The organism is Flavobacterium nitratireducens (genome assembly GCF_029625335.1).
GTDB classification, from domain to species: Bacteria; Bacteroidota; Bacteroidia; order Flavobacteriales; family Flavobacteriaceae; genus Flavobacterium; species Flavobacterium nitratireducens.
Window position 1 is genome coordinate 2,563,326 of the sequence record NZ_CP121111.1, and the last position, 20,399, is coordinate 2,583,724.

The 20,399-nt window shown below is 32.8% G+C and carries 17 protein-coding genes, 2 tRNA genes and 1 pseudogene; 12 read left to right on the forward strand and 8 right to left on the reverse strand.

What is annotated here, in order from left to right:
• Positions 1-65 precede the first annotated feature (65 nt).
• Positions 66-988 (forward strand): annotated as a pseudogene (locus P5P90_RS12020) (LysR family transcriptional regulator).
• 76 nt (positions 989-1,064) lie between these two features.
• Here the strand turns inward: P5P90_RS12020 and gpmI are convergent.
• The gene (gene gpmI, locus P5P90_RS12025; protein WP_278034910.1) at positions 1,065-2,588 is read right to left on the reverse strand and encodes a 2,3-bisphosphoglycerate-independent phosphoglycerate mutase; all 1,524 of its coding nucleotides are present in this window, start codon (positions 2,586-2,588) and stop codon (positions 1,065-1,067) included.
• Positions 2,589-2,729: 141 nt separating this feature from the next.
• Positions 2,730-5,072, reverse strand: a complete 2,343-nt coding sequence (locus tag P5P90_RS12030; RefSeq protein WP_340696472.1) for a DUF5916 domain-containing protein — start codon at positions 5,070-5,072, stop codon at positions 2,730-2,732.
• A gap of 364 nt (positions 5,073-5,436) precedes the next feature.
• On the opposite strand from P5P90_RS12030, the gene P5P90_RS12035 reads away from it, so the two are divergent.
• The 3 genes from P5P90_RS12035 to P5P90_RS12045 all read left to right on the forward strand — a co-directional run bounded on the left by P5P90_RS12035 (position 5,437) and on the right by P5P90_RS12045 (position 6,427).
• Positions 5,437-6,057, forward strand: coding sequence for a murein L,D-transpeptidase catalytic domain family protein (locus P5P90_RS12035; RefSeq protein WP_278034911.1), 621 nt, complete (start codon positions 5,437-5,439; stop codon positions 6,055-6,057).
• A 141-nt stretch (positions 6,058-6,198) separates the two neighbouring features.
• Positions 6,199-6,271 (forward strand) — tRNA-Gly (locus tag P5P90_RS12040).
• Between the two features lie 83 nt (positions 6,272-6,354).
• A tRNA-Gly gene (locus P5P90_RS12045) sits at positions 6,355-6,427 on the forward strand.
• Between the two features lie 89 nt (positions 6,428-6,516).
• Here P5P90_RS12045 and pepE read toward each other — a convergent pair.
• A complete protein-coding gene (gene pepE / locus P5P90_RS12050) occupies positions 6,517-7,224 on the reverse strand; it encodes a dipeptidase PepE (RefSeq protein WP_278034912.1) in 708 nt (235 codons plus the stop codon).
• A 202-nt stretch (positions 7,225-7,426) separates the two neighbouring features.
• Between pepE and P5P90_RS12055 the strand changes: the two genes are divergently transcribed.
• From P5P90_RS12055 to P5P90_RS12065, 3 genes are all read left to right on the forward strand, one after another.
• Positions 7,427-8,098, forward strand: coding sequence for a hypothetical protein (locus P5P90_RS12055; protein ID WP_278034913.1), 672 nt, complete (start codon positions 7,427-7,429; stop codon positions 8,096-8,098).
• A gap of 186 nt (positions 8,099-8,284) precedes the next feature.
• Positions 8,285-8,611 (forward strand): Sec-independent protein translocase subunit TatA/TatB, encoded by a 327-nt coding sequence (locus P5P90_RS12060; protein ID WP_278034914.1) that lies wholly within the window; start codon positions 8,285-8,287, stop codon positions 8,609-8,611.
• Complete coding sequence (locus P5P90_RS12065; protein WP_278034915.1) at positions 8,611-9,174, forward strand: phosphatase PAP2 family protein; 564 nt, start codon at positions 8,611-8,613, stop codon at positions 9,172-9,174. Before P5P90_RS12060 ends, P5P90_RS12065 begins: the two co-directional genes overlap by 1 nt.
• A gap of 67 nt (positions 9,175-9,241) precedes the next feature.
• Here the strand turns inward: P5P90_RS12065 and P5P90_RS12070 are convergent, their stop codons facing one another.
• Positions 9,242-9,883, reverse strand: coding sequence for an O-methyltransferase (locus P5P90_RS12070; protein ID WP_278034916.1), 642 nt, complete (start codon positions 9,881-9,883; stop codon positions 9,242-9,244).
• A 109-nt stretch (positions 9,884-9,992) separates the two neighbouring features.
• Here P5P90_RS12070 and rlmN point away from each other — a divergent pair, with 109 nt between their 5' ends.
• The gene (rlmN, locus tag P5P90_RS12075) at positions 9,993-11,036 is read left to right on the forward strand and encodes a dual-specificity RNA methyltransferase RlmN (protein ID WP_278034917.1); all 1,044 of its coding nucleotides are present in this window, start codon (positions 9,993-9,995) and stop codon (positions 11,034-11,036) included.
• Between the two features lie 64 nt (positions 11,037-11,100).
• Here rlmN and P5P90_RS12080 read toward each other — a convergent pair whose 3' ends face one another.
• A complete protein-coding gene (locus P5P90_RS12080; RefSeq protein ID WP_278034918.1) occupies positions 11,101-12,183 on the reverse strand; it encodes a sulfatase-like hydrolase/transferase in 1,083 nt (360 codons plus the stop codon).
• Positions 12,184-12,389: 206 nt separating this feature from the next.
• Here P5P90_RS12080 and P5P90_RS12085 point away from each other — a divergent pair, with 206 nt between their 5' ends.
• Positions 12,390-13,367: a polyprenyl synthetase family protein gene (locus P5P90_RS12085; RefSeq protein WP_278034919.1), complete on the forward strand. Its 978-nt coding sequence runs from the start codon at positions 12,390-12,392 to the stop codon at positions 13,365-13,367.
• A gap of 79 nt (positions 13,368-13,446) precedes the next feature.
• On the forward strand, positions 13,447-15,501 hold the full coding sequence (gene dnaG / locus P5P90_RS12090) for a DNA primase (RefSeq protein WP_278034920.1): 2,055 nt from the start codon (positions 13,447-13,449) through the stop codon (positions 15,499-15,501).
• Position 15,502: 1 nt separating this feature from the next.
• On the opposite strand, the gene P5P90_RS12095 is transcribed toward dnaG, so the two are convergent.
• Positions 15,503-16,132: a response regulator transcription factor gene (locus P5P90_RS12095; RefSeq protein WP_278034921.1), complete on the reverse strand. Its 630-nt coding sequence runs from the start codon at positions 16,130-16,132 to the stop codon at positions 15,503-15,505.
• A 92-nt stretch (positions 16,133-16,224) separates the two neighbouring features.
• The gene (nadE, locus tag P5P90_RS12100; RefSeq protein WP_278034922.1) at positions 16,225-17,025 is read right to left on the reverse strand and encodes an NAD(+) synthase; all 801 of its coding nucleotides are present in this window, start codon (positions 17,023-17,025) and stop codon (positions 16,225-16,227) included.
• Positions 17,026-17,125: 100 nt separating this feature from the next.
• Here nadE and gldB point away from each other — a divergent pair, with 100 nt between their 5' ends.
• Both gldB and gldC read left to right on the forward strand, forming a co-directional pair.
• Positions 17,126-18,088 (forward strand): gliding motility lipoprotein GldB, encoded by a 963-nt coding sequence (gene gldB, locus P5P90_RS12105; RefSeq protein WP_278034923.1) that lies wholly within the window; start codon positions 17,126-17,128, stop codon positions 18,086-18,088.
• Positions 18,088-18,423 carry a gliding motility protein GldC gene (gene gldC / locus P5P90_RS12110; RefSeq protein ID WP_278034924.1) on the forward strand — a complete coding sequence of 112 codons (336 nt, stop codon included), beginning with the start codon at positions 18,088-18,090 and terminating at the stop codon, positions 18,421-18,423. The genes gldB and gldC overlap by 1 nt, the downstream gene beginning before the upstream one ends.
• 72 nt (positions 18,424-18,495) lie before the next feature.
• Here gldC and P5P90_RS12115 read toward each other — a convergent pair whose 3' ends face one another.
• Entirely contained in the window at positions 18,496-20,319 is a 1,824-nt protein-coding gene (locus P5P90_RS12115) for a hypothetical protein (protein WP_278034925.1), read from the reverse strand.
• Between the last annotated feature and the right edge of the window lie 80 nt (positions 20,320-20,399).

Consider the following 20,399-nt stretch of genomic DNA (forward strand, 5'->3'; position numbering starts at 1 on the left):
AAAATTGATTATTTAATTCCATATATTTTTATTTATATTTGTAATCTAAAGCATAAATATATTTTATGAATTATACTTTAAATCAACTCCAAATATTTCTCAAAATCGTTGAGACTAGAAGTATTACAAAAGCTTCTGAAGATTTACATTTAACCCAACCGGCTGTTTCTATTCAATTAAGGAATTTTCAAAATCAGTTTGATATTCCTTTGACGGAAGTGATTGGTCGACAGATTTTTATAACTGATTTCGGGTTGGAGATAGCACAACTGGCCGAGAATATAATCAATCAAGTGTATGCTATTAATTATAAAAGTCACTCTTATAAAGGGCTTTTGTCAGGAAGACTCAAGATTTCGGTAGTGTCTACGGGTAAGTATGTGATGCCTTTTTTTCTTTCAAATTTTATTAAAGCCAATCCAGCTATAGAGTTATTAATGGATGTGACCAATAAAAATAAAGTAATACGAAGTTTGGAAAATAATGAGGTGGATTTTGCTTTGGTATCCGTTATGCCTACCTCACTTCAATTGGAAAAATTAGATTTAATACCGAATAAGTTATTTCTTGTTGGCAACGCCAAATTAGACGACATTAACAGTGAATATTCTAGGGATATTTTTAAGGAATTACCATTAATATTTAGAGAAAAAGGTTCGGGAACAAGACAAACAATGGAAGAATTTTTAAAAACAATTCGGTTCCAGTTTTGAAAAAGTTAACACTAACTTCTAATGAAGCGATAAAGCAAGCCTTGTTGGCTGGTTTTGGGTATTCGATTATGCCCTTAATTGGAATTCGAACCGAATTACAAAATAATGAATTAAGTATTATTCCAGTGAGTGGACTCCCTATTAAAACGACTTGGAGTTTAATTTGGTTGAAAGAAAAAAAGCTTTCACCGGTTGCTAAGGCTTACTTGGATTTTTTAAAAGAAGAGAAAGATAAGATAATTCAAGAAAATTTTAGCTGGAACGAAAGCTATTAATGAGTTTTTATAGAATGTAAAAAGAGCTGTTTTACATGATAAAAACAGCTCTTTTTTATGGTAAATTTCAAAAAAATTATTTCACTAATAAAGAGTGACTAGACATGGCATCTGGTTGCTTTACTCCCATTAAGTCTAAAATTGTAGGAGCGATATCACCTAAAACACCATCTTGAATAGCTACTTGTTCATTGTCAACTAAAATGAAAGGAACAGGATTTGTGGTGTGCGCTGTATTTGGTGTTCCGTCAGGATTAATCATAGTTTCGCAGTTACCATGATCTGCAATAACAATAGTTGAATAACCATTTGCTAAAGCAGTTGTAATCACTTTTTCGGCACATTTGTCTACTGCCTCACAAGCTTTGATAGCCGCTTCCATAATTCCTGTATGTCCTACCATATCACCATTTGCAAAGTTTAAACACACAAAATCTACTTCTCCTTTTTCAAGTTCAGGACATAAAGCATCGGCTAATTCATAGGCGCTCATTTCTGGTTGTAAATCGTAAGTGGCAACCTTAGGTGAGTTTCTTAAAATACGAGATTCTCCTTCAAAAGGGGTTTCTCTACCACCTGAGAAAAAGAATGTTACGTGAGGGTATTTTTCAGTTTCAGCTATACGTATTTGTTTTTTACCTGCTTTTTCTAATACTTCTCCAAGTGTTTCTGTGATGTTGTCTTTGTTGTATACAACTTTTACATTTTGGTAAGTTTCATCATAATTAGTCAATGTAACATAGTACAAGTCTAATTTATGCATGTTTTGTTCGTGGAAATCTTGTTGTGATAATGCTTCTGTTAATTCACGTCCTCTATCAGTTCTGAAGTTAAAGAAGATAACCACATCATCATCCTGGATGGTGGCTAATGCTTTGTTTTCAGCGTCAACAACAACTAACGGCTCGATGAATTCATCTGTAATATCATTACCGTAACTTGTAGCGATTGAAGTAACTACATCATGAGTAGGAGTCCCTTTTCCATGAACTACTAAATCATAGGCGAGTTTAACTCTTTCCCAACGTTTATCACGGTCCATTGCATAATAACGACCAATAACCGAAGCAATTTTAACCGGTGTTTGAGCAATATAATTGCTTAAATCCTGAATGTATTTTTTTCCAGATTTAGGATCAACATCTCTACCATCGGTAAAAGCATGAATAAAAACTTCATCTAACCCATAATCCTGAGTGGCATCAATTAATCCGCGTAAGTGAGAAGTATGCGAGTGAACACCTCCATCAGAAACTAATCCTAAGAAGTGTACTTTTTTATTGTTGTCTTTTGCATACTGAAAAGCATCTTTTAATACTTGTTCTTGAGCTAAAGTTTTATTGGCAACAGCTAAATTGATTTTGGCTAAGTCTTGGTATACAATTCTTCCAGCACCTAAATTCATGTGTCCCACTTCTGAATTACCCATTTGACCATCTGGTAAACCTACATGTAAACCATCTGTTCTAAGTTGTGCGCTTGGGTATTTTTGGTAAAGACTGTTTATAAATGGAACGTTTGCATTATCAATTGCAGATACTTTTGGGTCAGGAGATTTTCCCCAACCATCCAAAATCATTAAGATTACTTTTTTGTTCATTTTTAGTTAATTTTCTACAAAGATAAATTTTTTATAAAATCTTCGTTAGGAATAAAATAACTATTATGGTTTCTAAAATTTAGTTAGGTCAAAAATGATAATTTTATTACAGAATGACTCTTTTATTAAAATAAATGCAGTTTATAATTTGTGTTTTACATTGTTGTAATCAATAAAGTAGCGAAGACTAATCGAGAAAATATTCGTCATATTAGAATTGAAGATAGTTTTGATGTTCTTAGATAGATTTTTTTCGACTAAATTAGTGTCTTCTTGTGCATAATTTCGATACAAAATCGATAATTGACTACCTGGTGCAAACCACCATGAATAGGAAAAGTCTAAATTCCAAGAGTTTAAATTTCTATTTTTATTCATATTATAGGTTTCATTGTGAGAAAGATGTCCGTCATCATTAAGAGTAAAGAAATGTTTGTTATCTGAATAGGACCAATAATATCGGGCTTTAAGATTAAAAGTCATTCGGTCATTAATCGCGTATTTTCCGGTCAATTCTGATTCAATAATTTCTCTGTCTCGTCGCGCAAAAATAATGTCTGAATTACTTGTTCCTATTCTTCCAATATTACTGTTCTCGTTTGTATATTCGGTAGCAAATGCTAATGAAAATTTATCGTTAAATCGGTATTTTGGTCCAGCGTAGAATTTATAAGTAAATCGATTGTCTTCATCATATTTAACAAATGATGGAGTGAAATCGAAAGTGAAATTTTTATTTTTATTGGTTTCGATTTCTAAATAACCACTGATTTTTCGAGGATTGTATATATATCTTCCATCTTCTTGAGGAAGATAAAAATCAAATGTTTCAAAAGGAACTATGTTTAAACCAAATTGAAAATAACATAGGTTTAGTGTCGTAACTGTGACAATAGTTTGAATCCAGCTTGTATTTTGTATTTTATTTGTACTGTTGTCTATATCTAAGTTTACTTCCTGTTCAAAAAGAAAACTATTGAATAGTTTATTTGGGTTCAAAATTCTATAACTTCCGTTTACATAACCACTATGGTAATTGTAATAGTATAAAATACCTAAGTCATTTGTATCGTATTTTTTAGAAGTATATTTACCAGTAAAGATGTATCGAAATTTTCCGCTAGTCCTTGCAAAGCTTAGAGAAGATTTAAATCCGTCATAATCTTCAATGTCATTGATAGTAGCGTATTTAAAATCTCCTGAAAGATTATAGGTATTAGCTTTAGTATTTAAATCAAAAATTAATCCAGTAACATTAGCATCTCTATAATTTCCATTTCTACTGGTGTTTGTATTTATAAATGAAACGGATGAATTTTGTCTAAAGCGTTGGTCAAATACTAATATGTTGTAATTAGTTAAAGGGTTAATTACTTCTTTTCTCGTAGAGTTATTTTCATTATCTTTTATAGAAGCGAATGTTTTTTCGGTAACTGCGTTTAAAAAACCAATACCAAGACCTTTTTCAGTTCTTCCTGATAATTTTACAGCATTGATTAACTCAACAGTGTTGGGGTATTCTGTGATTTCTTCCGATGTGCTTAATTTGCTTTCTATTTCTTCTTTACTTACAATCGAATTCCCTCCAATCCTTCTGGAATAAAAAAGATTACCAATGTTAAAAAGGTTCGTTCCTTCGGTAAAAAAAGGTCTATTTTCGTTAAGTTTTTGTTCAAAAGGCTCTAGGTTAAGTATGGCATTATCAAATTTGGTTTGTCCAAAATCAGGAACTAAAATAGCGTCTAATGTAAAAGCATCATTAATACCGTATTTGATATCTAAACCAGCTTTAAGAGTTTTGTCAGAAGTGAATTTGTCAGTTTGGTAATAAGCTGAAGTATAGGGGATAAAGAAAAGCCGAGTGGATGGGCTTGTATTTTCTATTCCATCTAATTGTCCTGTTTGTGTTAAAACAGCTCCAATCTTTGTGTTGATATGATTCCAGGTGAATTTTTGTGTCGTTCTTTTAATTTCGCGCAAAAAATTAATACCCCAAGTTTGTTTTTTGTTTCTTGGAAAACGGATAGCTGCATAAGGGATTTTCATTTCAACAGTCCAGCCAAAATCTGTGATTTTTACACTGCTTTGCCAAATGGCATCCCAAGTAAAATCTTCATTATCTTCGGTGGCTAGGCAATCCATTTGAGTTCCCGCAGCACTTACATAAAAGCGATAATCTTGTTGGCCATCATTAAAGCCGTTGATAAATACGGCAAAATTATCAGCTATACCAAAAACATCTCTTTCTGTTAATTCGCGTTGTATTTTGTCAGGTTCATTGTCTTTTAAAACGGCTGATATATATATAGCATCGTTGTCGTAAATTACCTTTACTGAGGTTGCTTTTTCGGTATCAATTGCTTTGCCGTTGTCAGGATTAAACATAATGAAATCTGTTGCGACTTCATTGTTTTTAAGCCATTCTTCATCATCCGTTTTTCCGTCAATATTGATATTCCCTTGTTTAGGTTTTGCTACAAGAATTTTTTTTGAGCAAAGAGGCTAAAATTTAGGAATATGAAAAAACAATAAGTAGTTAGTCGGAATAGATTCATGAATCATTAATATGAAAGCAAAAATAATAAAATTGATACGATTAACAATTATTTAACAGCGAAATTTTGTAGTTAAAAAACTACTATTTAGTTAAAGCTGTTATAATGCATTGATTTGGGTTTTGTTCTGTAATTATTTTTTATATTTTTGACAGGATTTAATTAATTGTATTTAAATAGTAATCAATGGTTTATAGGAGATTTTTAGGTTTTTTAGTTTTAGTGTTTTTATTGATATCTACAACTTCCTTTTTGCCAAAAGTTGTCAATGAAAAAAAGAATTAAAAAACAAAATGAGTTTGAATGGTGATGAGGAATTAAACATTGAACAAGTTTATCATAATTTACACAGCGAAGGTTTTGGATTGCCAAGGTTGGAGAGTTTTAAAATGGCGCTACAAGGTTTTAATAAATTGAAAACACAGGGCTTAGTAACGAAAAATATTTTAACATTAATCGACTTTAGTTTGTCGGCAAATGTGAAAAGACTTTGGGTGATTGATTTGGATGCAGAAACTGTTTTGCTTCACTCTCTTGTTGCTCATGGGAAAAATACGGGTGATGAATATGCTAATAGCTTTTCTAACAAAGCGGAATCATTCAAAAGCAGCTTAGGTTTTTATATAACAGCTGAGGTTTACAATGGAAAGCATGGTAAATCTTTACGATTGGACGGTTTGGAAAAAGGTATAAATGATAATGCTCGAAATAGAGCTGTTGTGGTTCATGGTGCTAATTATGTTTCGGATACTTTTATACAAAATAATAAGCGTTTAGGAAGAAGTTTGGGCTGTCCTGCAGTACCACTTGAAATTACAGATGGTTTAATAGATACAATAAAAAATAAATCCTGCCTTTTTATTTATTATCCTTCGGTAAGCTATTTAAGATCTTCGAAGTTTATACAGAGCTAGGAAGTCATTTTTTATAAAAAAAATAGAGCTCTAATGGTTTAGTTTTAAAAAAGTTAGATTTTAAATAGTGAATTCTGCGAAAAAATGTGTCAAAAAAATTTGTTTTAAACTTAACTTATTCTTTATATTTGCACTCGCAATGCGGAAGTAGCTCAGTTGGTAGAGCTCCAGCCTTCCAAGCTGGTTGTCGCGAGTTCGAGCCTCGTCTTCCGCTCTAGTAGAAACCAACTAGAGTTTTGGTTTTTTTGAAATAAAATTTGGAGGTGTAGAAATAAAATTTATCTTTGCACCCGTTATGCGGAAGTAGCTCAGTTGGTAGAGCTCCAGCCTTCCAAGCTGGTTGTCGCGAGTTCGAGCCTCGTCTTCCGCTCTATAAACCCCAAACTATTGTTTGGGGTTTTTTTTTCAAGAGTTTTTAGTTTGAATTCAAAACCTTTTATGAATTATTACTGAAAATTTTTATTGAATAAAATCTAAATTAGAATTGGGTTCGATTTCAATAACTTCGCGATTTTTTCTGAAAAGTTTGGCTGTTAGTCCTCCCTTTAAAATGATGGTGTTATTTTTAATCTCGAGCCAACTGCCTTCTTTTAATCCTAAAACGGGAAAATTATTAAATTGATGAAATTCATTAATTCTGGTTTCTCGTGATTCCCCCATGTGAGTTGATTGGGTATCTTTATCTAAATAATGCACATTTAAATTAAAAGGAATAAGCCCTAAAGTTTGAAAGCTAGGTGGGTAAATTATAGGCATATCATTTGTAGTTTGCATGCTTAAGCCGCCAATATTACTTCCTGCACTTGTTCCTAGATATGGCGTTCCATTTTCTAGGGTTTCCTTTAGAACAGTCATGATTTTATGCTGGTATAATTGGCTAACGAGTAAAAAAGTATTTCCTCCACCTGTAAAGATACCTTCTGCCTGTTTGATAGCAAAAGCGGGATCTTCAAATTCATGAATACCTTTGATATTTATGTCTATTTTGGCGAAAGCTTGCGCTGTCTTTTGTGTGTATTCTTCATGTGAAATTCCACTAGGTCTGGCGTATGGAATAAATAAAAGGTTTTTGCAATTCTTGAAATGTATTTTTAATTCAGGAAGCAAGTATTCTAAATACTCTGTCCCATGCAAAGTAGAAGTACTAGCTAAAAGTAAATTCTTCATTCTTTTGATTTTTTTTCAATAAAGGTAGGGATAGCTCATGTGAAAAGGGTTTAGTATTAACATATTTTTATCAGCTTCTTAATAACAAATTGGGATAGCTCTGTGTTACTTTTACCCTGTTGAAATTCAGAATAATGCATAAATATTTACTTTTTTTCTTGGGTTGTATTCCGTTTTTTGTTTTGGACAAAAAAGGGATTCCTTGGTCTTGAAAGGAAAAATCAATGCCTATATATCGAATTTAGAAGGAGTATGTATTATTAATAAAAGGACTGAACAAGCTGTTTTTACAAATCAAATGGGTGATTTTTCTATTAACGCTCAAGAAGCAGATACTTTAGTATTTTCAGGTTTGCAGTTTAAAAGAAAAGAAGTAGTGTTGTGTGAAGATGATTTTTGTAATAAAATTTTAGATGTTCATTTAGTAGCGGTTGCTCGCGAATTGAACGAAGTTACAATTATTAATTACAGCAATATTAATGCGGTTTCCTTAGGTATTATTTCTCCTAATCAAAAAAAATATACTCCCGCTGAGCGAAAATACGCTTCTGCAAGTTCGTTTCGTCAAAATCCACTGGGTTTAGATCCAATAATAAATCTTATATCTGGTAGAAGTGCAATGTTAAAAAAAGGTATTGCAATCGAAAAGAAGGAGACCTACATGGGGACACTTGAGAAAATGTTTACCGATGAATATTTTGTAAATAAATTAGGTTTGCCATCGGAGTATATAAAAGGTTTTGAATATTATGTGGTCGATAATCAAAAATTTACGCGAGTTTTGGATACAAAAAACAGGACCTCAATAGAGTTTTTGTTAGCAGAATTAGCTGAAAAATACAAAGCGATTATTGCAGTAGAAGATATAAAATAAGTTAGTGTATTTTGAAGTGTGTTTGTTTCTTTTTTTAAATAAGCTAGTCTTTAAAAAATAAAAATAACAGATAGTATTTCCATTTTAAATCACTTTTTTATAAGTCTGTCAAAGAGTTTAATTTATGAAAAATTTTAAAGTAGGCTTTTTTAAAATTGGTATATTTGCCAAAAAAATACGCAGAATATGTTTGGTATAGGAGGAGGAGAATTAGTCTTTATAATGTTTGTGGTATTGTTGCTTTTTGGATCAGACAAGATACCAGAAGTGGCACGTACTATGGGTAAAGCAATGGCTCAATTAAAAAATGCTACTAACGATATAAAGAGCGAAATCCAAAAAGGAGCTGAAGAAAATGGTTTAGATGCAAAATCTTTATCAGAAATGACAGGTGGTATAAATACACAAATTGATAAAGTAAAAGAGGATCTTTTAGGGGATTCGGTGACTCAGGTTACTAAACTAAAAGAGAATATAGAAGATATAACAGGTCCTGTAAAACGTAGTCTTTAATGTTAGATAAACTTTTAGCACTCGATGTTCGATTATTCGTTTATTTAAACGGACTTGGCTCTGAGACTTTTGATGGGTTGTGGCTTTTTATTACCCGACAAATCAATTGGACTCCTTTTTTTCTACTATTGCTCTATATTATTTATAAAAAAATAGGTGGTAAACAAACCTTGTATGTGGTTTTATCAATAGCTTTATTGTTGCTGGTAACAGATCAAATCACTAATTTGGTGAAGTTTGGAGTAGAAAGATTGCGTCCATGTAATAATCCTGATATCAAGTCTTACATTAGGATTGTACAATCACGATCATCATTTAGTTACTTTTCAGGACATGCCGCTAATAGTATGGCTGCAGCCATGTTTATTTATCATGTTATCAAGCCTTATTTTAGAGATGCAATTTTTTTGTTTTTATGGCCGTTAATTTTTGCTTACAGCCGTATTTATTTAGGATTGCATTACCCACTGGATATTTTGAGTGGTTATATCTTTGGAATGACTGCAGGTTTCTTGGCTTACAAAATATATAAGTTTACCCAAATTAAATATTTCCCGTTGTAGGTGTGAAACGATATACAAAAAACGCACATTTAAAAGTTTAGATGTGCGTTTTTTGTTGAGTACTCTTTTATAATACTCTACTAACCGTTAATCCATCGCGAATAGGAAGTAATACGGTCTCAACTCTTGGATCTTCTTTCAATTTTTGATTGTATTCTAATAGTACTTTGGTACTAATGTCTTTAGGGTTTAAAGGTTCTAGTACTTTACCGCTCCAAAGCACATTATCAGATAAAATAATACCGCCTTTATTCATTCTTGGAACAATCATTTCAAAATAATTCAGGTAATTTTCTTTGTCGGCATCAATAAAAACCAAATCAAATTTCACATCTAATGTTGGGATAATAGCAACAGCTTCTCCTAAATGCTGCACGATTTGCTTTCCCCAAGGGGATTTATCAAAATGTTTTCTTTGAAAATCTACTAGCTCTTCCTTGATATCGATAGTATGCAAAATACCGTTTTCTCGCATTCCTTCGCATAGACAAAGCGCAGAATATCCTGTATAAGTGCCAATTTCAAGAATGTTAACAGGTCGAATTAATTTGGAAAGCATACTTAACACGCGCCCCTGAAAATGGCCACTTAGCATTCGAGGCAAAAGAATTTTTTGGTAAGTCTCTTTGTTTAACGCTTTTAATAATTCGGGTTCATTTTCAGAATGTTGTTCAATATAATCCTCTAATTCTGGAGATATGAAATGCATTTTTTGATTTTTTTCAATTTTGGGCAAAGTTACCAAATTATCAAAACAACACACGAGCATTTATTTGAATTGATGTAATAAATAAACAAATAGTCATTAAATTTGCAGTATGCAAATTGAGAAAAAAGACATACGAGCCCTATCTAAAGAGGAATTGCGCAATTTTTTTGTGACCAATAAGGATAAAGCCTTTCGTGGAAATCAAGTTTATGAATGGTTGTGGAGCAAAGGAGCACACAGTTTTGAGGATATGACCAATATCTCCAAAGGTACACGTGCGATGCTGGAAGATAATTTTGTTATCAATCATATCAAGGTTGATACGATGCAACGTTCGGATGACGGAACGGTTAAAAATGCGGTTCGTTTGCACGATGGATTGGTAGTAGAATCGGTATTGATTCCTACCGAAACCCGTACTACTGCTTGTGTTTCCAGTCAGGTAGGTTGTAGTTTAGATTGTAATTTTTGTGCAACTGCTCTATTAAAAAGAATGCGAAATCTGGAACCTGCCGAAATTTACGATCAGGTTCTTGCTATAGATAGAGAAAGTCGCTTGTATTTTAATCATCCGTTGTCGAATATTGTTTTCATGGGAATGGGCGAACCATTGATGAATTATAATAATGTTATTAAGGCTATTGATATGATTACTTCGGAAGAAGGATTGGGGATGTCGCCTAAACGTATTGTGGTTTCGACTTCAGGAATTCCTAAAATGATTAAGAAAATGGCTGATGATGAGGTAAAATTCAAATTAGCAGTCTCTTTACATTCGGCAATTGATGAGGTGAGAGCACGAATTATGCCTTTTTCTAAAAATTTTCCTTTGGCTGATTTGCGTGAAGCTTTGGAATATTGGTACCGAAAAACAAAGAGTAAAGTCTCTTATGAATATGTGGTTTGGAAAGGAATTAATGATAATAAAGCTTCAGTAGATGCTTTAGTAAAATTTTGCAAATATGTTCCTTGTAAGGTGAATCTGATTGAGTACAATCCTATTGACGATGGAGAATTTCAACAAGCATCCCAAGAAGCAATTAATGCTTATATAAAAGGATTAGAGTCTATAGGTGTGGTGGTAAAAGTGAGAAGAAGTAGAGGTAAAGATATTGATGCTGCCTGTGGACAATTGGCTAATAAAGAAGCTTAGTTTTAAATGTAAGAACAATAAAGGGTTTGCTTTTTAGGCAACCCCTTTATTGTTTTTAGTTAGCTTATTTAAAAACTCCAAGGATTTCTTTTGCTATGGGGTGATTAGCATTGAAAGTATAGCCTAAAATTTTTGCTATAGTATGGGCAAATTGCTCTTGGTAAATTTGTCCTTTTTCCTGTATTTCTCCCTTAGCTTGAATATTAGGCCCCATTGCTGCAAACCAAATTTCGGAAGCTCCTTTAATTTGACTACCATGGCTAGTCCATTGGGATTTTATGGCATCACCTCGGCCGTGGTCAGTGGTGAAAACGACAGCTGTTTTGTTTTTATATTGAGGGTCTTTTTGAATCAATTCCCAAAGTTGTTTCATCCAGGCATCAACTTGATGTGCTGCATCCAGATAATAACGGTAAGAACCTTCATGAGCCCATTCATCAGTTTCGCCGTAAGCAATATACAACACACGTGGTTTGTTTGTTTTCAATTCTTCCAAAGCTTCATAATGGGTGTAAACATCTAAACATTCATTATTATGAAAAGGTCTAAATGAATCTTCTAGCATTGCATTTATTAGTTTTTGGTTTTCAGTAGGTTTGTTACCGCCTACTTTGTCAAAAGCCGAGATTACTGGGAATCCACATCTTTTTTCATTCAAAATACGATCAAACGCATCCCATGCTCCAAAAGCGGCTACTTTACCCTTAATTTTTGATTGTTTGTTTAGAAATTCTAAAACATTGACATGTGGATTTGGGGGATAAGCATTAGAATTGACTAGTGTGTCTGCATATCCTGTCATGATTTCGCTGTAGCCAGGGTAGCTAAACCAATATTTATTGGCATTGTTAACGTTGTTTTCATAGTTTCGATTACCATATATTTGTCCCTGAGCTGCAAAATTGCTCCATAAAAAAGGCATTAGTTTTTTTCTGCGTTCAATTGGGTTTTTGTCCCAATAGGTATTAAAAATATAGGTGCTGTCATTCTGGTTGAATTTTGGATCTCGAGCTAGAACTTCATCCATTCCGCCAAAAACTTCTTGCCATCTTAAACCGTCTGTGGTAATGATAATAATGTTTTCTGCATTTTGAGCATTGCTAATTGAGCTAAATAAAATCAATAATGCAATCAGTAATTTTTTCATGTAATAGTTATTTGTTGGTAAAAATAGAGTTCTTTTTATTGGTGTGTTATTAAGAAAAGTTTAATTTACAGCATTGAGAGGTTAACTTTTCTAACCAACATTATAAAGATATTTTATTGCATCCGGATTTTTAAGTATTTTTTAATAATTTATCAAAAGCTAATTTTTGTTTTAATTTATTAAAAAAATGTACCTTTGAATTCCAAATGAATGTTACTTCTCAAATAAAACAACCCATATTTAAAGAAATGGAACTTTTTGAAAAAAAGTTCTATGAGTCGATGTCCTCTCAAGTGGCGTTGTTAAACCGTATTACTTATTATATCGTAAATCGTAAGGGAAAACAAATGCGTCCTATGTTTGTTTTTCTAACGGCTAAGATGATTTCGGGAGGAAATGTAAATGAAAGAACCTACCGCGGAGCATCGGTAATTGAGTTGATTCATACAGCCACTTTAGTGCATGATGATGTGGTGGACGATAGTAATCGTCGTCGTGGATTTTTTTCTATTAATGCGCTTTGGAAAAATAAAATTGCGGTATTAGTTGGGGATTATTTATTGTCCAAAGGATTGTTGCTATCTATAGATAATGGCGATTTTGATTTGCTTCAGATTATTTCAGTCGCTGTTCGCGAAATGAGTGAAGGAGAATTATTGCAAATAGAAAAAGCCAGAAGATTAGATATTACCGAAGATGTATATTACGAAATTATTCGAAAAAAGACCGCTACACTTATTGCGGCTTGTTGTGCATTAGGAGCGAAATCAGTTTCTGAAGATGTAGTTCAGGTAGAAAATATGCGCAAGTTTGGAGAGCTAATCGGAATGGCTTTCCAAATCAAAGACGATTTATTTGACTATACTGATGATGCCATTGGTAAACCTACCGGAATTGATATCAAAGAGCAAAAAATGACTTTGCCTTTAATTCATGTCTTGAATACTTGTACTTCAAAAGAAAAGAGTTGGCTCATCAATTCGATTAAAAACCATAACAAAGACAAAAAACGCGTCAAAGAAGTAATTGCCTTTGTCAAAAACAATAATGGTTTGACTTATGCCGAAAATAAAATGATTCAATTTCAGCAAGAAGCGCTCCAATTACTGGAAAATTACCCCGATTCTGAATTCAAAGACGCCTTGACTCTAATGGTGAATTATGTGATTGAAAGAAAGAAATAGATTTTTTTTGATTCGGATTGTGTAATTTTACAATCTTTAAATTCTTAAATCTTTCAATTTTTTAAAATTTCCAAATAAATTGATATCAAAAGCTACAATAGATACTGTTTTCGAAACTGCCCGTGTTGAGGAGGTTATTGGTGATTTTGTGCAATTAAAACGTGCGGGAAGTAATTTTAAAGGTTTGAGTCCGTTTTCTGATGAGCGTTCGCCTTCCTTTATGGTGTCGCCAGCTAAGGGGATTTGGAAAGATTTTAGTTCGGGTAAGGGAGGAAACGCAGTCGCTTTCCTTATGGAGCACTCCCATTTTACGTATCCGGAAGCCATTCGCTATTTGGCTAAAAAATACAATATCGAAATCGAAGAAACGGAGCAAACGGACGCTGAAAAAGCCAATATGGATGCGCGCGAAAGTATGTATTTGGTTTCTGAATTTGCGAAAGATTATTTTCATAAAACCCTTTTAAATACTGAAGAAGGAAAAGCAATAGGGCTTTCTTATTTTAAAGAAAGAGGTTTTACTCTTGAAACTATAAAAAAGTTTAGTTTAGGTTATTCTCCAGAAACTTGGGATGCTTTGACTAAGGAAGCGCTAGGAAAAGGATATAAACTAGAATTTCTGGAAAGTACCGGTTTGACAATTCCAAGAGAAGATCGCCCTTTTGATCGATTTAAAGGTCGTGTGATGTTCCCTATCCAAAGTATGTCGGGACGTATTTTAGGATTTGGAGGTCGAATATTAACTAATGATAAAAAAGCGGCTAAATACCTCAATTCACCTGAAAGTGAAATTTATCATAAGAGTAAGGTTTTATACGGAATTTTTCAAGCGAAACAATCTATCGCCAAGTTGAATAACTGTTTTTTGGTTGAAGGTTATACAGATGTGATCCAATTTAATCAAGCGGGTATAGAGAATGTTGTTGCTTCTTCAGGAACAGCTTTGACTCCAGACCAAATTCGATTAATTAACCGTTTGACTAAAAATATAACGGTACTTTTTGATGGGGATGCAGCTGGACTTCGTGCTTCTATTCGTGGAATCGATTTGATTCTGGAAGAGGGTATGAACGTTAAAGTTTGTACATTTCCTGATGGAGATGACCCGGATAGTTTTGCCAAAAAAACACCTCATGACGATTTAGTAGCCTATTTAGAAAATAACGCTAAAGACTTTATACAATTTAAGGCTTCACTTTTGATGGATGAAGCTAAAAATGATCCGATCAAGAAAGCCGATTTGATTCGAGATATGGTAGGTAGTATTTCTAAAATTCCTGACCGTATTCAGCGCGAAGTTTATATTCAGGAATGTTCCCGTATTATGGATATTTCGGAGCAGGTTTTGATTAGTACTTTGGCTCAATTGATTCAAAAAGATGCTGCTGAAGTTGCAAAGAAACAAAAGCAGGAACAAAAACCTTTTGAAGTTCATAGAAATCAAAATCCAAATACTACTGGCTTTTCTGGAGGAGATCCTGAGGATCCTAGATTTGGGCCTCCAGAGGATTATCCTGGGGAGTCTAATTTTTCAGGTGAGTCAACAGAAAAAGTTGATGTTCTGTACCGTTTGGAACGAAAAATAATTGAAATTTTACTTTTGTACGGTAATAAAACCGAAGATTTTGAAGATGTTTTGATGAAAACGAATGATGATGGTGAGATTGTAACTGTCACAGAAGTGAAATCCTATAAAGTTTTTCAACGTATTTATTTGAGTTTGCAAGAGGATGAGGTAGAATTAGCAAATCCTTTATTTAAAGGAATTTTTAATGATTTAATTAATTATTATCTTCAAAATGATAAGTTCAGTTTGGAACAATATTTAATGCGTTTGCCTTCCGAGTATGCTCAAGAAGTGACGGATATTTTAATGGAGGATGAACGATTAGTAATGCATAATTGGGAAGGGCAAAATATTTTTCCAAAGTCCAAGCAGGAAACGGTAGCTCAAAATGTTTCGGAGACAATTTTAACTCTAAGGTGGTATTTAGTTGGTCGAATTATAGAGGAATTAAAAAACTCCATATCTCCTGATCAGGATAATATGGAGTCTTTGATGATGATAAGAGACTATAATGAACTAACTCGTGCTTTTTCAAAAAAGCTGGGTAGAGTCATGTCTCGTTTTTGAATTAAACGATCTCTAAACTCTTAGCTTTGTTAACTAAATCAACTAGGTTAGTAACATTTAATTTAGTTAATAAACGTAGTTTGTAAGTACTAATTGTTTTTTCGTTTAAGCCTAAGATCTCTGCAATCTCATGGTTTTTCTTTCCACCACTTAAATAACGTAAAACCTCTACTTCACGGTTAGAAAGTTTACGATACAAGCGCTCGCTTTTACTTTGTTTAGCAATTAGAGCAAGGTTTTTCTTGATTGTTTCATTCATAACAACCTTACCTTGATGTACTTTGATTATTGATTGTCCAAGAGTCTCTAATTTTTCTTTTTTATGAACATATCCAGCAACACCAGCTTTGATTGCATTTGGCGCATAAATTTGTTCAGAAAGACTACTGAAAATAATAATTTTAGTCTTTGGGAAATCTTTTAAAAGTGATTTTACCTCAAAGATACTTGATAGACCTTCTAATTCTAAATCTAAAATTAGAACATCTATATCCTTTGTTTGAAGGATATCTCTAATCATCAAAAAACTACCTACATTGGCAGCAATTGAGATGTCTGAATGGTCCTTGAAGTAAGACTTTACTCCAAAATGTACTACCGGATAATTATCGGCTAGACAAACTTTAATCATGATTTTTTTTTTTAGGGTTTAATTTTTGTGTGAATTGTATTCTAAAAGTAGGAAAAAAAAGTATAATACTACATTTTAAAGATAAAATCATATTAATATCGATTAATTACACAAACAGGTATAGGATTCATCTTATGTTGGTTGTTTGTGTTTAATTTTTTGTAGATTTTAAATACTTCTTTTTGTCTTTCTGAATAGTTCTCTTGAGAATTTTTGTTTTCGTCTTCCAGCATAGCCCACTCTAATTCATCATAACTGGCACCTAGCTGTTGTTCATCGGTTTTTTCATCACCAAATAAACCATCTGAAGGCTGTGCTTCTAAAATAGATTGTGGTACGCCTAAGTAGGCTGCTAAAGCAAAAACATCAGATTTCATTAAATCGGCTATAGGACTTAGATCAACACCTCCATCTCCATATTTAGTGTAGAAACCTACACCAAAATCTTCAACTTTATTTCCAGTTCCTGCAACTAAAAGTCCATGTACTCCTGCGTAATAATATAAGGTTGTCATTCTAAGACGTGCACGAGTATTGGCTAGTGTCAAATTAAGTTTGTATTCATCAAAATCCGTAGGGACTTCCTTTTTAAAAGCTTCGAAAACAGAGGTAAGGTCACTTTGTACACTACTTACGTTAGTAAAACGTTTTTTGAGTTGTTCGATATGTTCTTTCGCACGACTTACATGACTTTGGTGTTGGTGAATGGGCATTTCAACGCATAAAACCTGAAGTCCAGTTTGAGCACATAAGGTTGAGGTTACAGCAGAATCTACACCTCCAGAAATTCCAACAACAAAACCGTTAACTTTAGAATTTTCTGCATAGCTTTTTAACCAATTGATAATTTGGTTATTAACTTCTTCAACTTTTATATTGCTTTTTTTAGTCATTATAGTTTAAATTTTAGTCGTTAGGGACGTATCTTTGGGCAAAATTTTATGTAAACTACTGTTTATCTCAATATATTGCTGCAAATTTAATTAAAATAAAATGAAAACATGTGTAATTTCCTTAGTTCTATTTTCCTTTTTTTGTTCTTGTGAAACCAAAAACAAGTTAAAACAAGAAATAGAGGCTATTCCTATGGATGTTCAGCTAGTTCGATTTGATAAAATCTTCTTTGAAACGGCTCCTAAGGATTTATCAAAAATAAAACAAGAGTACCCTTTTTTCTTCCCTGAAGGTAATGATGATTCCGTTTGGTTAGAAAAAATGCAAAACCCTCTATGGAGAGAATTGTATGCCGAAGTTGAAAAAAAATTCTCTGATTTTGAACCATATCAATTAGAAATTGAAGGGGTTTTAAAAAGGATTAAATATGAATTTCCAAAAGTACAAACACCTAAAAGGGTTTTTACTATTATCTCGGAAATGGATTATACGAATAAGGTGATTTACGCTGATAGTTTGATGATTATTTCCTTAGAAATGTATTTAGGTAAAGACCATAAGTTTTATCAATTTCCAAACTACATAAAACAAAATTTTGAACCGAGACAATTGCTGCCTGATGTGGTAGAAAGTTTTGCTAGAAGACAAGTAATGCCTACAAGAGATAAATCGTTCTTGTCAGCAATGATTGATACAGGAAAAGGCTTGTATCTTAAAGATGCACTTTTAGAAGAGGAATATACCGATGCCGAAAAAATGGGTTATACTAAAGAACAATTACAATGGTGTCAGGAAAATGAAAGCTATATTTGGCGCTACTTTATTGATGGACAATTGCTGTATGATGACGATCAAAAGTTGATACCTCGTTTTATAAGTCCGGCTCCTTTTTCAAAATTTTATTTAGAAATTGATAATGAATCACCAGGAAGGGTGGGGGCTTGGTTAGGCTGGCAAATTGTTCGTTCGTTTATGAAAAATAATGAAGTATCTTTGCCTCAATTAATGCAATTATCAGCAAAAGAAATTTTCGAGAAATCAAATTATAAACCTAAGAAATAATGTCAAATACACATAAATCAGAAATTAATTTTCTAGTAGAATTAGATGAAAACCGTATTCCGGAAAAACTATATTGGACGGCTAAAGACGGGGGAATAGAATTAGAAGAATCAAAAGCAATTATGCTTTCTGTTTGGGATAGTAAAGCTAAAGAAAGTATGCGTATTGATTTGTGGACTAAAGATATGCCTGTAGATGAAATGAAAATTTTCTTTCATCAAACTTTAGTCGCTATGTCCGATACTTTTCACCGCGCTACTGGTGATGAAAAAATGGCGGCTACAATGAAAGATTTTTGTGAATATTTTGCTGAAAAATTAGATTTGACAAACTAAAATTGCAATAAGTTGTTTTTATAAAAAGAGCAGCCCTCTCAATATTAGATAGAGAAGGCTGCTTTTTTGTTGTTATGTCAGTTGTAATTTTGGAATTTCAATAGCATTGATTTCATTTTTACAATTTTCAATCTGCTTATTAATTTCCTGTTTGATGGATTCAAAATTTGGAATATTTGAAAATAATGTTTGATAATAGTTGATTCCTTCTAAAAGATTAGCTTTAAAAGATTCTAATTTTTTTGTTTTCGCATTGTTGATTTCGTCACTAATGGATTGAATGTCATTTTTTAAATAGTCAATATACATTTTTAATTCTTTGGCAAAAAAATGAGGACGATTTGGAGTTCTTAAAACAGAAGTATAACCATATATGTGTTGAATCATTTTAGACAGCGATACTTCTTGATCAAAATAAGCCATATTTGGTCCTGGGCACACAACGACACCTTGATCTTGTCCTTTTATTTTAATGTTGTTCTCTAGATAAGAAGCATTGGCTAAACCTACACAAAGACAAGATTTTTCAGTGATGGCTTGTTTAGCTTTTTCGTAATTCTCCTTAGAAATTGTATTTCGATTGGCTTCCAATTCTTCTAATTTAGAATCTTGGAATTTTTTTGATGCTGTGCAAATTCCATTACCTTCAGCGTCTTTATTTAAAGCCAAGTATTTTTTGGGACAAGAACTTCCGGCTTTACTTTCTTGGATACGTTTTTGCTTTATTTTTTCATTCGTTGTACCTCTTAAAGTGTTAAAAGGAACCCCTAAAGGAGATATTTGGCTTAAATATAAATCTTCTTCCTTAGCATTAATTAATAGGTTGCGAGTGGCTTTGTCTACCGAAGTAGCTTCTGGAACTAATAAAAATGGCGATCCCCAACCTACCGAATCTACATTGTAGTATTCTAATAAAAAATCGTGCTCCTCAGAAGTGCCAACACCTCCCTGAACTGTGATTTTTAATTCTAAAGGTTCGTTTGGAATTAATTTTCCTTTTTGTTCCAAAGCTTTAATCATCAATTCATAGGCAGATTGAACTAGTTGGTCTTTTTTTTGTTTGAACTCTTCTAAAATTGGACCTAATAAATAGCCGTCTGTAGCAAATGCGTGCCCACCACAATTTAATCCTGATTCGATGCGGTATTCTGAAACCCAAAGTCCTTTTTTTGCTAGAAAGTTTCCTTGAATCATAGCCGAACGAAAATCGCTCACTTTCAAGGTGATTTTCTTTTTTAAGCAGTTGTTTTCGTCAGGGTAAAAATTGTCAAAATTTTCAAAGTAGCTGTACAATCTTGGATTCATCCCCGCCGAAAGTACAATAGAGGAATTTACAGTACTATTTGCAAAACCTCTCAAGGCAGCGTGCGCATCATTGAAAATAACAGGCAATTGTTCGTTTTTTACAAAGTTGTCTTTGTCTAATTTTGTCATAATATTGACATCAATTGCCCCAGGAGTTAGGTGTTTTTCGATATAATTTTTAACATTCTCCTTCCAATTTATTCCTCCTTCAATAAACGATTCAAGCCCTTTTTTGATTTCTGATTTGTTAGGTAGAATTGCAATGTAGTTTTCTAAAGCTTCCTTGCTTTCTGCTAATTCGTTTTTAAATTTATCAAATTTCTCTTTTACAATCGTATCAACTAGATTTAAATAAGAAGTAATACGTTTTGCTCTATAATCTGCTACTTTTTTTGTAATTTCTTGATACGGTAAGTTGAATTTTTGATGGTAAAATGCACTCATTTTTTCAATTAATTCATCGTCTGCAATTGAAATTACGGATGAAATTCCATAATGTGCCACTCTAATAGGAGTGTCAATAGTGTAGGCAAGTCCCATAACGGGAATATGGAAATTATGAATTGTTTGTTGATTTTTTGTTTTGTTCATACCTGTAATAATAATTTGTGCAAATTTTAGAATTATCTCTCTTTTAAAAACTGATAATTATCATATTAGTACCTTATATT